Source organism: Variovorax sp. Soil_C_39 (assembly GCF_057656815.1).
The window spans coordinates 47,527-61,475 of sequence record NZ_JBDGJQ010000005.1 but is presented as its reverse complement, the minus strand read 5'-3'; the positions used below and the strand labels follow the sequence as shown (position 1 = coordinate 61,475).

General features: G+C 66.6%; 14 protein-coding genes and 1 pseudogene. All 15 read right to left on the bottom strand.

Annotation, left to right across the window (positions count from 1 at the left end; translation table 11 throughout):
* Positions 1–17: 17 nt before the first annotated feature.
* Complete coding sequence (locus tag AC3A6J_RS14510; RefSeq protein ID WP_487860661.1) at positions 18–1,331, bottom strand: purine-cytosine permease family protein; 1,314 nt, start codon at positions 1,329–1,331, stop codon at positions 18–20.
* A 51-nt stretch (positions 1,332–1,382) separates the two neighbouring features.
* A complete protein-coding gene (locus AC3A6J_RS14505; protein WP_487860660.1) occupies positions 1,383–2,420 on the bottom strand; it encodes an aliphatic amidase in 1,038 nt (345 codons plus the stop codon).
* 43 nt (positions 2,421–2,463) lie between these two features.
* On the bottom strand, positions 2,464–3,153 hold the full coding sequence (urtE, locus tag AC3A6J_RS14500) for an urea ABC transporter ATP-binding subunit UrtE (protein ID WP_487860659.1): 690 nt from the start codon (positions 3,151–3,153) through the stop codon (positions 2,464–2,466).
* Between the two features lie 17 nt (positions 3,154–3,170).
* Complete coding sequence (urtD, locus tag AC3A6J_RS14495) at positions 3,171–3,953, bottom strand: urea ABC transporter ATP-binding protein UrtD (RefSeq protein WP_487861088.1); 783 nt, start codon at positions 3,951–3,953, stop codon at positions 3,171–3,173.
* Between the two features lie 14 nt (positions 3,954–3,967).
* Positions 3,968–5,023: an urea ABC transporter permease subunit UrtC gene (gene urtC, locus AC3A6J_RS14490; RefSeq protein WP_487860658.1), complete on the bottom strand. Its 1,056-nt coding sequence runs from the start codon at positions 5,021–5,023 to the stop codon at positions 3,968–3,970.
* 3 nt (positions 5,024–5,026) lie between these two features.
* Entirely contained in the window at positions 5,027–5,929 is a 903-nt protein-coding gene (gene urtB / locus AC3A6J_RS14485; protein ID WP_487860657.1) for an urea ABC transporter permease subunit UrtB, read from the bottom strand.
* 5 nt (positions 5,930–5,934) lie between these two features.
* A complete protein-coding gene (gene urtA, locus AC3A6J_RS14480; RefSeq protein ID WP_487860656.1) occupies positions 5,935–7,128 on the bottom strand; it encodes an urea ABC transporter substrate-binding protein in 1,194 nt (397 codons plus the stop codon).
* Between the two features lie 404 nt (positions 7,129–7,532).
* Complete coding sequence (locus AC3A6J_RS14475) at positions 7,533–8,030, bottom strand: hypothetical protein (protein ID WP_487860655.1); 498 nt, start codon at positions 8,028–8,030, stop codon at positions 7,533–7,535.
* A 71-nt stretch (positions 8,031–8,101) separates the two neighbouring features.
* A complete protein-coding gene (locus AC3A6J_RS14470) occupies positions 8,102–9,034 on the bottom strand; it encodes a glutaminase (RefSeq protein WP_487860654.1) in 933 nt (310 codons plus the stop codon).
* Positions 9,031–9,942, bottom strand: a complete 912-nt coding sequence (locus AC3A6J_RS14465; RefSeq protein WP_487860653.1) for a DMT family transporter — start codon at positions 9,940–9,942, stop codon at positions 9,031–9,033. Before AC3A6J_RS14465 ends, AC3A6J_RS14470 begins: the two co-directional genes overlap by 4 nt.
* Before the next feature lie 37 nt (positions 9,943–9,979).
* Positions 9,980–10,489: a flavin reductase family protein gene (locus AC3A6J_RS14460; protein ID WP_487860652.1), complete on the bottom strand. Its 510-nt coding sequence runs from the start codon at positions 10,487–10,489 to the stop codon at positions 9,980–9,982.
* 147 nt (positions 10,490–10,636) lie between these two features.
* Complete coding sequence (locus AC3A6J_RS14455; RefSeq protein ID WP_487860651.1) at positions 10,637–11,413, bottom strand: PDDEXK nuclease domain-containing protein; 777 nt, start codon at positions 11,411–11,413, stop codon at positions 10,637–10,639.
* A gap of 113 nt (positions 11,414–11,526) precedes the next feature.
* Positions 11,527–11,784 (bottom strand): annotated as a pseudogene (locus tag AC3A6J_RS14450) (DUF1016 N-terminal domain-containing protein); the annotation flags it as partial.
* Positions 11,785–11,864: 80 nt separating this feature from the next.
* On the bottom strand, positions 11,865–13,094 hold the full coding sequence (locus tag AC3A6J_RS14445; protein ID WP_487860650.1) for a nucleoside recognition domain-containing protein: 1,230 nt from the start codon (positions 13,092–13,094) through the stop codon (positions 11,865–11,867).
* A gap of 14 nt (positions 13,095–13,108) precedes the next feature.
* A complete protein-coding gene (locus AC3A6J_RS14440; RefSeq protein WP_487860649.1) occupies positions 13,109–13,918 on the bottom strand; it encodes a metallophosphoesterase in 810 nt (269 codons plus the stop codon).
* Positions 13,919–13,949: the final 31 nt, after the last annotated feature.

Here is a 13,949-nt window from a genome sequence, read left to right as displayed (position 1 = left end):
GCTTTCGAAAGAGGTGTTCAGTTCTTGATGGAAGGCGCGGCCGCCGCCACTGGCGTGGCGCTGCCGACGTGGAGCACGAAGTAGCACACGCCTGCCGCGATGAAGGCCGCTACCGCGGTCGACAATTGCGGCGCCATCGTCTCGGTGGCGTACGCCACCAGCGAGCCCACGCCCCAGGCGATGAAGGCGCGCGGGCGCCAGTCGGCACCGATGGCGGCGCCCGGCCGCACGAAGTACAGGTCGGCTATCAGGATGGCGCCGATGGGCGGCACCAGGATGCCCAGCAGCGACAGCCACGGAATGAAGAGCGCCCACACGTTGGCTGCGGCGATCGCGATGCCCATCGCGGCGAGCACCACGGCGAACACGCGCATGCGGCCGTTGCCGATGCGCGACCAGCCGACGGCCGAGTTGTAGAGGCAGTGCGCGCACACCGAGCCCAGGTTGCACAGCAGGAACACGAAGGCCACCACGGCGAGCCATGGCGCGTTCTGCGCGAGCAGGTAGCCGAACATGTTGTCCAGGCCGAAGGGCTGCGGTTGCGGCAGCGCCAGTGCGACCGTCATGATGCCGCCGACCAGCATCGCGACCAGGTTGGCCACGGGAAAGGCGCAGGCCGTGGCGATCAGCGAGCTCTTGCGGTCGGCGGACCAGCGGTTGAAGTCCGCCGTGACCGTGCCCGCGTCGATGAACAGCGCCACCACGATGGTCAGCCCGATGCCGAAGGACATCGGCAGCGCGGGCTGCGTGCCGGCGTACGAGAGCACCTTGTCCCACCCCGCCGCGCCGGCCGAATGCAACGCGACCCAGCCGCCCAGCACCACGAACAGCGGCACCGACACCATGCCGATCCAGTGCAGGCCGCGAATGCCGACGAAGGTGATGCCCAGGTACAGCACGCCGGCCGCGATGGTCATCGTCAGGTAGTCGATCTTGAAGGCCGTGTGCATCAGGTTGCCCGTGATGCCGGTCTGCACCGCGTACCAGCCCAGCAGCAAGGTCGACAGCAGGCCCGAGGCGAACACGTAGCCCTTCTTGCCGAAGCTGGCGCTGGCCAGCAGCGCGAAGTTGTGGCCGCGCGCCGTGCCCAGCACGCCGAGCGACCCGACGTACGCGAACATCAGCAGGTTGCCAACGATCATCGCGAGCAGTGCGGACTGGAAGCCCATGCCTGCCACCAGGATGGAGCCCGTCATGGCGCCCGTGATGATCATCGGGAACCCGAGCCACACCATCGAGACCGAGAAGGTGCTGCGCCGCTTGGAGAGCGGAACCGGGTCGTGCTCGTACTCGTCGCCGAGCACCTCGTCGTCGACATGCGTCTGACTCATGGCATACCTCTTTTTCTTGCGTTGAAGGGAATGGCGGGGCGCCGCAGTGGCTCAGCGGTGCTTCGCGGGCTCGTTCGGAATGCCCTCGATCGGGCACTCGGGCGTGCCGACCGTGCTGCGCGTGAACGACTCCACCCGCTCGCGCGTGCCCTCGGGGTCGTTGATCCACTGCGTGTAGAAGTTGTAGGGGCAGGCGGCCACACCCTTGTCGCCATCGCCCGAGTTGATGGTCCCGGTGTAGCCGCGGTGCACGAGCTTGAACAGGTGGTTCTGCGACTGGCCGTTCTTGCGCGCATCGCGGATCAGGCCCATCGACAGCTCGGCGTAGTTGATGCCCATTTCCTCTTCGCCGCATTCGCCGAGCGTGCGGCCGTCGAAGCCGATCAGCGCCGAGTGGCCGAAGTACGAGTACACGCCGTCGAAGCCGGCCGCGTTGGCCACGGCCACGTAGGTGTTGTTCATGAAGGCCATGGCCTTCGAGACCATGATCTGCTGCTCTTTCGCGGGGTACATGTAGCCCTGGCAGCGGATGATGAGCTCGGCGCCGCGCATCGCGCAGTCGCGCCAGATCTCGGGGTAGTTGCCGTCGTCGCAGATGATGAGGCTCATCTTCATGCCCTTCGGGCCGTCGCTCACATAGGTGCAGTCGCCCGGATACCAGCCCTCGATCGGAACCCACGGCATGATCTTGCGGTACTTCTGGACGATCTCGCCCTGGTTGTTCATGAGGATCAGCGTGTTGTAGGGCGCCTTGTTCGGATGCTCCTCATGGCGCTCGCCGGTCAGCGAGAACACGCCCCACACGTTGGCGCGGCGGCAGGCGTCCGCGAAGATCGCGGTTTCTTCGCCGGGGATGGCCGACGCGGTGTCGTACATCTCCTTGGCGTCGTACATGATCCCGTGGGTCGAGTACTCCGGGAAGATCACCAGGTCCATGCCCGGCAGCCCTTTCTTCATGCCGACCAGCATCTCGCCGATCTTGCGTGCGTTGGCCAGCACCTCGGCCTTGGTATGCAGGCGAGGCATCTTGTAGTTGACGACCGCGACGCCGACGCAATCGTTGCTGCTCGAAATATCACCATGTCTCATGACGTTGCTCCTGGAGGGTGGTTGAAGGGAAAAAGAGAAGGGCTCACACGGTCAGGAACGACCTGACCTTGTCCTGGTCGAGCGTGGCCCGCGCTTCGTCATGCACGATGCGGCCCCGGTCGATGACGAGAAAGCGGTCCGCCAGCGCGAGCGCGAAGCTCAGCACCTGCTCCGACACCACGACGGCAAAACCGCGCTCGGCGCGCAGCACGTTGAGCGTCTGCGCGATCTCCTTGATGATCGAAGGCTGGATGCCCTCGGTGGGCTCGTCGAGGATCAGCACTTTCGGCTCCGAGATCAGCGCACGCGCGATCGCCAGCATCTGCTGCTGGCCGCCCGAGAGATTGCCGGCCTTGCGCTGCTTCATGTCCCTGAGCACCGGGAAGAAGGTGTAGAGGTAGTCGGGCACCGTGCGGTGGCCCGACTTGGCCGCTCCGGCCAGGATGTTCTGCTCCACCGTGAGGAACGGAAACACCATGCGCCCCTGCGGCACGAAAGCCAGGCCTTGCGCCACGCGCTGGTAGCTCGGAAGCGCCGTGAGTTCGCTTCCCTCGAGCAGGATGCGGCCGCTGCGCGCGGGCAGCAGGCCGATCAGCGACTTCAACAGCGTGGTCTTGCCCATGCCGTTGCGGCCCATGATCGCCACCGCCTCGCGGGGTGCGACGCGCAACGAGACGTCGCGGATGACGTGCGATTCGCCGTAGGCGACATTGAGTTCGGAGACTTCGAGCATCAGCATTTCTCCTTCGTTCAGTGGCCGAGGTACACGTCGATCACGCGCGGGTCGGCCTGCACTTCGGCGGCTGTACCTTCGCTCAGCAACTTGCCCTGGTGCAGCACCGTGACGCGGTGTGCGATGCGCTTGACGAAGTCCATGTCGTGCTCGATGACGACCACCGACTTGCCCGCCGAGACGCGGCGCAGCAGGTCGCCCGTCTGCTCGCGCTCGCGCGGGCTCATGCCCGCCACGGGCTCATCGAGCAGCAGCAGCTCGGGCTCCTGCATCAGCAGCATGCCGATCTCTAGCCACTGCTTCTGCCCGTGGCTGAGCTGCCCGGCGCGGTGGTCGAGGCGATCGGACAGGAAGACTTCCTCGGCCATCGCATCGATGCGTTCGCGCAGGGCGCGCGTGCGACGGAAGGTCAGCGACTGCAGCAGGCCGTGCATGCGTGGCAGCGAGATTTCGAAGTTCTCGAGCACCGACAGGTCTTCGTAGACCGAGGGCGTCTGGAACTTGCGGCCCACGCCGGCGCGCACGATCTCGTACTCGTTGAGGCGACCGAGGTCCTGGCCGTTGAACAGCACGCGGCCTGCGCTGGGTTTGGTCTTGCCACACACCATGTCGAGCAGCGTGGTCTTGCCAGCGCCGTTCGGGCCGATGATCACGCGCAGCTCGTTGCGCTCGACCGAGAGGCTCAGGCCGTCCACGGCCTTGAAGCCGTCGAAGGACACGGTCAGGTCCTCGATGCGCAGGATCTGCTCGTTCGAGGGCGGCACGGCCGAGGCGGCCCGCGGCAGCCCGCCGTTGGACATCGTCATCGTTGCGTTCATGGCGCAACCTCCACCACGGCACGTCGGCGCACGAGCTTGTCGCCCAGGCCCGCGAGCCCGTTCGGCATTGCCCACACCACCAGGATGAACACCGCGCCCAGCGCGTACAGCCAGCCCTCGGGGAAGGTCTCCGACAGGTACGACTTGAGAAAGCCGATCAACAGCGCACCGACCACCGCGCCCGGAATCGACAGCCGGCCGCCGACCGCCGCGTAGATCACCATCTCGACCGAGGCCACGACGCCGATCACGCTCGGCGCGATGAGTCCGACCTGCAGGCTGTAGAACGCGCCGCCGATCGCCGACAGCGCGGCGGCCACCGCGAACACGAAGGCCTTCATGTGCGCCGTGTTGTAGCCACTGAAGCGCACGCGGTCTTCCTTGTCGCGGATGGCGATCAGCAGCTTGCCGAAACGACTGCGCACGATGGCGAGCGACACCGCCATCACTAGCGCGATGGCCGCCACCTCGACGAAGTACATCGTGCGCCTGGCTTCGTCGCCCACGATGTCCCATCCCAGCAGCGTGCGGAAGTCGGTAATGCCGTTGGCACCACCGGTGTCGCCCTGCTGGCCGACCACCACCACCGTGAGGGTGAGCGCCAGCGAGAGCGTGACGATCGCGAAGTACACGCCGCTCACGCGCCGCTTGAAGATCGCGTACGAGAACACATACGCCAGCACCGCTGGAACGACGAGGATGCCCACGACCGTCCAGCCCAGCGAATGGAACGGCTGCCACCATGCGGGCAGCTGCTCGACGCTGCTCCACACCATGAAGTCCGGCAGCTCGGGTGCGGACGCCTCGAGCTTGAGGAACATCGCCATCATGTAGCCGCCCAGGCCGAAGAACATGCCCTGGCCCAGGCTCAGCACCCCGCCGTAGCCCCAGGTGAGCACCACGCCCACCGCGACGAACGCGAAGGCCAGGTACTTGCTCACGAGGTTGAGGCGGAAGGGGTCGAGCGTGAGCGGCAGCACCACGGCGAGCAGCACCAGCACGGCCAGCATGGCGCCGATGTCGCGCTGGCGTTCAGCAGAAAGTCCGTGCATGCCTCAGCTCCTCGACCGCGTGGCGAACAGGCCGTGGGGCCGGAAGTACAGCACCGCGATCACCAGCAGCAGGATCGTGGCCTTTGCCATCGAGCCGCTCATGAGGTACTCGAGCCAGGTCTGCGACTGCGCGATGGCAAAGCCCGAGAGCGCGGTGCCGATGAGGCTCTGCACGCCACCGAACACCACCACGATGAACGAGTCGACGATGTACAGCTGGCCCGTGCCGGGATTGGTCGAACCGATCATCGTGAACACCGCGCCCGCGATGCCCGCCAGGCCCGAGCCCAGCGCGAAGGTCATCGCGTCGACGCGGTGCGTGTCGATGCCCACCGCGCCGGCAATGGCGCGGTTCTGCGTGACGGCGCGCACCTTCAGCCCCCACGGCGTGCGGTACAGCAGCAGGTACACGCCGACCGCGACCAGTGCCGTGAGCCCGACGATGAAGATGCGATTCAGCGGCAGCTGGATGCCCGCGGTGGGCTCCCAGGCACCGGCGAGCCACGAGGCCAGCGGCACGCTCACTTCCTGCGCGCCGAAGATCGAGCGGTAAGTCTGCTGCAGCATGAGGCTCAGGCCCCATGTGGCGAGCAGGGTGTCCAGCGGCCGGTCGTAGAAGAAGCGGATGAAACCCCGCTCCAGCGCATAGCCGAACGCGAAGGTCACGGTGAACGCGAACGGAATCGCAGCGAACAGGTACAGGTCCATGAAGCCTGGCGCGAAGTGCGCAAAGAAGCGCGCGGCCAGGTAGGTCATGTAGGCGCCCAGCGCCATCAGCTCGCCGTGCGCCATGTTGATGACGCCCATCAGGCCGAACACGATGGCCAGCCCGAGCGCCATCAACAGCAGGATGGTGAACAGGCTCACGCCGTTGAACACCTGCATCACCGCGATGTCGAAGTTCATCGCGTTCAGACCTTCGGGAAGGGGTTGGGCTCGACCAGCTGCGGCGATTCCCACACGATGTCGAACTGCCCGTCGGGCCGCGCACAGCCCACGCGCACCTTCTTCCAGACGTGGTGGTTGGTGGCGTGCACGCGCACGGTGCCTTCGGGTGCCTCGATCTCCACGCCCGCGGCGGCGGCCGTGACCTTGTCGACGTCGAAGGACCTGGCCTTCTCCACCGCCAGCTTCCACAGGTACACGCTGTTGTAGGCCACCTCCATCGGGTCGCCGATCACGCGCTCCTGACCGTACTTGGCCTTGAAGGCCTTCACGAACTTCTCGTTGGCCGGCGATTTGATGCTCTGGAAGTAGCCCATGCAGGCGTAGTAGCCCGCGGCGTTGTCCTTGCCGATGCCGTCGATCTCGTTCTCGGACACCACGGTCGAGAGCAGCACCTGCTTGGCGCCGTCCAGGCCCGCCGCGCGCAGCTGCTTGTAGAAGGCCACGTTCGACCCGCCCACCACCGTGCTGTAGATGCAGTCGGGCTTGGCGGCCTTGATCTTGTTGATGATCGACGAGAACTCGGTGTGGCCCAGCGGTGCGTATTCTTCGCCAAGCACCTTGCCGCCGGCCTTCGCGATGGCGGGCTTGGCGATCTTGTTGCAGGTGCGCGGATAGATGTAGTCGGAGCCGACGAGGAAGAAGTTCTTGCCTTTCTCGCGCGCCATCCACTCCACGGCTGCGATCACTGACTGCGTGGCTTCCTGCGAGGGATAGAACACGCGCTTGTCCTGCTCCTGGCCTTCGTAGTAGGTCGGATAGAACAGCAGGCCCTTGGCCTGGTTGAGCACCGGCAGCAGTGCCTTGCGCGAGGCCGAGGTGTAGCAGCCGATGATCGCCGCGACCTTGTCGCGCTCGAGCAGCTTGCGGGCCTTCTCGGCAAACACCGAGTTCTCGCTCGCGCCGTCTTCGACCACCGCCTCGATCTTCTTGCCGAGCACGCCGCCGGCGGCATTGATCTCCTCGATCGCCAGCTTCTCGGCATCGACCAGCGAGGCTTCGGCGATGGCGATCGTGCCCGAGAGCGAATGCAGCAGGCCGAGCTTCACGCTGGCGCCGTCCTGCGCGCGGGCCAGGCCGGCCACGCCGCCGGCGGCACCCAGCACGATCATCGAGCCCCCGGTCTTCACGATCTGGCGGCGGTTGAAAGCGTTCGTCATGTCAAATTCCTTTGCTTTGGTTTTGTGCGAGTCATCAGGAACATCCGACCTTCGGAACTGCGATTTGGGTGTCTCCTCCCGCCGCGCGGCCCCTGCAAACGAGCGCTGTGCTGCCAGTGCTTCTTCTTCGGGCAAAGCTGCGCCACCGGATGCCGCGCATCCGTTTTGAAAAGGCGTTGTTGCGACCGAAAAAACAAAAAAGCCCGAACCGGTGGTGAAACCGATTCGGGCTTTATTGCCCGACACCTCGCTGGCAGCACTGGCAGCGGGCGTCGAATGACTGGTAACGATTGCTCGTTGGGGCGAATTCTTCCTCGATTCACCCTCGCGTGAACATACGCTGTTTCGCTAATTGGCGAATGTGCGAAACGTGTGTTATTCGCGCGCAGCGCCTGTGGGGCTTGCTAACCCCGCGGACGCGCGTAGCCCGATTCGATCCACGCGGCAGCGCTCGACGTGGTGAGCCGGAACGCGGGCGACACGCTCACGCTCGCCAGTTCCGTGTCGTCCGCAGCGTCGTGCGCCGCGAGCGTGGCCGAGGGGTTGTCCTCGTCGGGCACGATCGCGAGCGACACGCGCACGCGCCGGTCGTCGCGCGTGGTCACGGTCACGTGCTTGTTGAGCGTGGCATGCAGCTGCTGCTCGTGTCGGCGGATGACCTCGGCGGCGGTCTTCACGAGCGTGGAGAACGCCGGGCCGTCGAGCGGCTTGGGGTTCTTCTTGTCGCGGCCCATGGTCCATGGGCCGACGAGCGCGGGCTCGGGGTCGCCATGGCGCGTCATCTCGACGGCCCAGCCGTCGTCGTCCTCGTTCTTGATCACGCGGGCGGTCCAGAGGCCGTCGCGCCAGAGGCGGGGTTCGTGCAGGGGCGGGGTGTCGTCGGTGTCGGTGGGTTCGGTCATTCGGGGCATGCGTGATCTTGCGCGGGCATTGTCGCCTGACGCCATGAGCGCCGGGGCGCGCCGCGCCGGCCTCAGAACACCGACAGCCCGGTGCGCGCAACGAACAGTTCGAGCGCCTTCATGCCGAGCAGCGAGTTGCCCGACGCGTCGAGCGCGGGCGACCAGACGCAGAGCGTGAGCCGGTCGGGCACCACGGCCACGATGCCGCCGCCGACGCCGCTCTTGCAGGGCAGGCCGATCGAGAAGGCGACGTCGCCGGCGGCATCGTAGGTGCCGCAGGTCAGCATCAGCGCGTTGATGCGCCGTGTCTGCCGCTCGCCCGTGACATCGGCGCGGCCGTCGATCGGATGCGCGCCGTCGCGGCACAGGAAGGCCGCGGCGCGCGCGAGCTGGCGACAGCTCATGCGCAGCGCGCACTGGTGGAAATAGGTGTCGAGCACCGCGCCCACGTCGTTGTCGATCTTGCCGAAGCTCTTCATGAAGTTGGCGAGCGCGACATTGCGGAACCCGGTGGCGGCCTCCGACTGCGCCACTTCGCTGTCGAAGGCGATGGGCTCGTCGCAGAGGCTCGCCATCAGCGCGAGGATGTCGGCCTTGGCGCTGGCGCCCGCCTGCAGCGCCTGGCTCACGAGCCGGTCGGCCACCGCGATCGCGCCCGCATTGATGAACGGGTTGCGCGGCTTGCCGTGCTCGTTCTCGAGCTGCACCAGCGAGTTGAAAGGGTTGCCCGAGGGCTCGCGTCCGATGCGCTCCCACAGCGCATCGCCCACGCGCTGCATGGCGAGCGTGAGCGTGAAGAGCTTCGAGATGCTCTGGATCGAGAACGGCGTCTCGAAGTCGCCGGCGCCGGCTTCCTCTCCCTCGCAGGTGCGCAGTGCGATGCCGAGCTGGCGCGGATCGACCGAGGCGAGCGCGGGGATGTAGCTTGCGACCGTGCCGCCCTGGCCGAGCTGCGGCCGCAGGGTGTCGACGATCTCGTCGAGGACGTGCTGGAAATGGCTCACCGGTGCACCTTCGGCGCCGCGGGCCGCCGGTTCACGAGCACGATGCCGACCGCCACGCCCACGAGCGCCACGATCAGCTGTGCCGTGAGCGGCTCCTTCAGCAGCGCCACGCCGAACACCAGCGCGAACAGCGGCGTGAGGAAGGTGAACGACGACATGTGCGTGGCCGGGTAGTGCCGCAGCAGCCACATCCACGCGAGATAGCTCGCGAATGCGCCGACCACGGTCTGCAGCCCGATTGAGGTCCAGGCCCAGGCGGAGTACGAGAAACCCCACGGCTCGCCGAGCACGAGCGACAGCAGCGGGCAGACCACAGCGGTCACCGCCACTTGATAGAACAGCGTCTTCTCGGCGCTCGCCGTGGCGAGGCGCGTGGTGCGCAGCGTGAGCGTCGTCAGGCCCCAGAGCATGCCGGCCCCGAGCGCCATGGCGTCGCCGACGAGCTGCGTCGAACTCATGTGGCCGAAGCCTTCGCTGAAGGCCAGCACCACGCCCGCGAACGCGATCAAAAGGCCCAGCCACTGGAAGCCGCGCAGCCGCTCCGACGGCACCCAGCGCGGCAGCAGCAGCGACACCCAGAACGGCGCGGTGTAGAGAAACACCGTGAGCCGCGACGCGCTGGTGTTCTGCAGCCCCAGGTAGATGCCCGCGAACTCGCCCGCGAACAGCAGCCCCGCGAGCAGCCCGGCACCGAGCGTGCCGTCGCGCTCGAACAGCGGCACGCGCCGCCACACGCACCACAGCCACAGCAGCAGCACCGCACCCGCCATGCGGATCGAGGCCTGCCAGAGCGGTGGCACTTCGGCGACGGTGGTCTTGATGAGGATCTGCTGCAGCCCCCAGAAGGCACAGCAGGCGACGAGCAGACCGATGGCCAAAGAGTCGAGGTGGGTCTTGCGCTGGATCATGGGTCTTGTTTTTCTTGTGCGCCGCAGAAGGCGCCGGTCAGAGCGGATGTTCGGTGTAGAAGCGCCCGCCGTGAAAGAGCAGCGGCGATGCCGTGTCGTCGTGCGTGCAGCGCTCCACCTCGCCCACGAAGATCACATGATCGCCTTCGTCGTAGCGGCTGCGGTTGAAGCATTCGAAGCTCGCCGCCGCGCCCGCGAGCACCGGCGCGCCGCCGAGTCCTTCGGTGAAGGCCACGTCGACCCAGCGGTCGATGTTCTTGGTGGCGAAGCGCTCGGCCAGCGCTTTCTGGTCGGCCGCCAGGATGTTGACCGCATAGTGCGAGCCCGCGCTGAGCGCCGGCATCGAGGCCGCGGCACGCGAGAGGCTCCAAAGCACCAGCGGCGGCGCGAGCGAGACCGAGTTGAACGAATTGGCAGTAAGGCCGACCAGCGTGCCCTCGGCCGATCGCGCGGTGACGATGGTCACGCCGGTGGCGAACATGCCGAGCGCCGCGCGGAATTCAGCGGGCGAGAAGGTCGGGGGCTGGGCCCGGCGGGAGGTGGTCACGGAAGAAGCGGCGCGTTGGAAGGCAGGGAAGGGCTATTCTGGCTCAGCTGCCGGCAGTGCCGCTGGCGGGGCCGTCATTCCCTCGGTCACGTACGGGGTGTAGATCGACAGCCTGCGGAGCAGATCGAACATGGCCCTCCCTCGTGTTCACGCGCTCCTCAGCTCCTCTACCGCCTTGTGCAGAAACGCGGCGATCTCTTCCTTTTCTGGCAACTGCACCTGGTATCGCGACACAAACAACTGATTGCTCATGCCCGCCAATGCGTATTCCACGAGTTCAACGTTCTTTCGTGTGCACAGAAGAATGCCGATCGGTGGCTGGTCGCCATCGCTCATTTCATGCTGCTTGTAGTACCCCACGTAACTGTTGAGCTGTCCCAGATGCTCATGGCGGAACGCGTCGTTCTTGAGTTCGATAAGCACATGACATTTGAGGACGCGGTGATAGAAGACCAGGTCCACGAAGAAGTGCTCGCCTCCGATCAGGAGGCGCTTTTGCCGCGCCTCGAAGCAGAAGCCGTGGCCCAGTTCCAGAAGGAACCCCTGAAGCTTTTCGAGCAGCGCGTCCTCGAGTTGGCCTTCGGTCACCACTTCCTGGGGTTTGAGGCCCAGAAACTCGAACACGTAGGGATCGCGAATGACCTGCTGCGGCGCGTTCTGCTCCGCACCCTCATGGGTGCGTTTCGAAAGTGCGGCTTTGTCGATGGACAGTCCGCTGCGTTGCCAATACTGGCTCGCGATCTGGCGCTTGAGTTCGCGCACGGACCAGTTCCCGCGCAGTGCTTCGGCTTCGTAGAAGGCTCGCTGCGGTGCGTCGTCGAGCTCGACCAACTGCTCGAAGTGACTGTAGGAAAGCCGAGTGACGAGCAGTTCGGGGTCGGTTGAGGAAACGGTGGTGGGCGATGGTGCGGACGCCGTCCGCACTTTTCCTTCCGGGGCCGTGGGCGGAGCAGGGCCGCAGATTGTGCGGACACCGCCCGCACAATCTGCGGATAGGCCCTGTAGAAGGCCAGGTAGCCATACAGCTGGCGTTTGCCGCTGTTGCTGACGCCTTGAGCGCGCAAGGCTTCCGACAGTTCGACCAGCAGCTTGTCCCCATAGCGGGCGAGATCGGCGCCTTGCAATTCGTAGTGGTGGATGTGGGAGCCGATCAGCCAGTTGCGCCAAGTGAGGCTGATGTTGACGGCGCGGGTCGCCCGGACAGCGCACTCTTCGTGCACCTGGCGAATGCTGGTCACCAGCGCGGCAAATCCTGTGTCCGGCGGCTTTGTTGCAGGGCTGCGCTCAGAGGGCATGCGCAGGAGCTTACCTCGACCAGCGCCCTGCAAGCGGCATCGTCGCGAACGGATGAGAAGTCAGGCTTGCGCGCTCGGTTTCAGCCGAAGAACCAGTAGCAGACCCCGACGGCCGCGGCCACGCCGGCCGCTTCGGCCGCGAGGGCGCAGGCCACCGCATGCCGGGCGCGCTGGATGCCCACGGCGCCGAAGTACACCGCGAGCACGTAGAAGGTGGTCTCGGTGCTGCCCTGGATGGTGGCGGCCACGAGCGCGGGAAAGCTATCGACACCCTGGCTCTGCATGGTCTCGATCAGCATCGCGCGCGCCGCGCTGCCCGAGAAGGGCTTGACCAGGGCGGTCGGCATCGCATCGACGAAGCGCGTGTCCCAGCCGCCCATCTCCACCAGCCAGCGCAGCCCCGCCAGCGCGGCGTCGAGCGCGCCCGATGCGCGCAGCACCCCCACGGCGCACAGCATGGCGACGAGGTAGGGCAGCAGGTTCTTCGCGATGTCGAAGCCTTCCTTCGCGCCTTCGACGAAGCACTCGTAGACCTTGATGCGGCGCACCGCGCCGGCCACGAGAAAAGCGACGATCACGCCGAACAGCGCCAGGTTGCCCGTCAGCGACGACAGCGCGGCGATCGCTGCCGCCGAGAGGCTGCCGAGCAGCGCCATGAAGCCGCCGAGCAGCAGCGCGGCCGGTACCAGGTAGGCCAGCACCACGGGGTCCCAGAGCCGCAGCCGCTGCACGGCCGCCACCGCGAGCAGGCCGGCGAGCGTCGATGCGCTGGTGGCGAGCAGGATCGGCAGGAACACCAGCGTCGGATCGGCGGCGCCCTGCTGCGCGCGGTACATGAAGATCGTCACCGGCAGCAGCGTGAGCGACGAGGCGTTGAGCACGAGGAACAGGATCTGCGCGTTGGTGGCGGTGACCGGGTCGGGATTGAGCCGCTGCAGTTCGCGCATGGCCTTCAGGCCGATCGGCGTGGCCGCGTTGTCGAGCCCGAGCGCGTTGGCCGCGAAGTTCATCGTGATGAGCCCCAGCGCCGGATGGCCCGCGGGCACGTCCGGCATGAGCCGCCGGAACAGCGGCCCGAGCAGCCGCGCAAGCCAGCCGACCAGCCCCGCCGCTTCCGCGATGCGCAGGAAGCCGAGCCACAGCGTGAGCGTGCCGAACAGCAGCACCATCACCTCGACCGCGAGCCGCGCCATCGCGAACAGGCTTTCGACGATGGCCGCGAAGACGCCCGGATCGCCGCCGACGAGCCAGCGGCCGAGGGCGGCGAGCGCCGCCACGAGGAAGAAACCCAGCCACAAGCCGTTGAGCACGCGCGATTCTTTCGTCAGGAAATATCGATCAGCAGATGCGGCCGGAAGCCTTCCTGTTCGCCCTTGCCCTTGTAGCCGAGCGGATTGGCCACCACGCGGCAGCCGTTCTTCACATAGTCGAACGGACAGTGCAGGTGGCCGTGCAGCCACAGCTGCGCGTGGGCGAGCAGCGGGTCGAGCGCATTGCAGAAGCCGGCTGTGCCCGGCCTGAGGCCGTAGCGCGGATCGGCGCTCGCGAGGCTTGGCGCGAAATGCGTGATGGCCACGGTGGTGCCGTCGAACGGTTCGGCCAGCGCCTGTTCGAGCCAGGCCTGGCATGCGAGCGCCTGCTCGCGCAGCGCGGCCGACATGAACGGCTGCCCGTGGCGGACCGTGGCCGCCTTCTCGAGGTAGAAGTCGGCCGCGCGCATCGCCTTGCCGCGTTTCTTGAGTGCGTCGGCCAGGCCGTCGACCGCCGGGTCGACGAGCGCGTCGAAGTCGGCCCACAGCGTGGTGCCGACGAAGCGGATGCCCTCGATGACCGCCGTCTCGCGCTCGAGCCAGCGGATGTCGAGCGCGTCGCAGAGCGCGCGAAGCCGGGCATGGGTTTCGTCGAAATCGGTGTTGTCGTATTCGTGGTTGCCCGGCACGTAGACCACCGGCACGGGCCAGCCGTGGCGCGGCGAGAAGCGGCCCAGGCCGAAGTCGGTGTCGACGAGGCGCGAGCCCTGTTGATAGGAGCCGATGTCGCCCGCCAGCACCAGCATGTCGGCCCCGGGTGCGGGCTCGGCAACGAAGTTCGGATGGGATTCCAGGTGCAGGTCGGAGAGCAGTTGCAGCTTCATCGTCGGGCCAGTCTAGAGGAATCAGCCCATG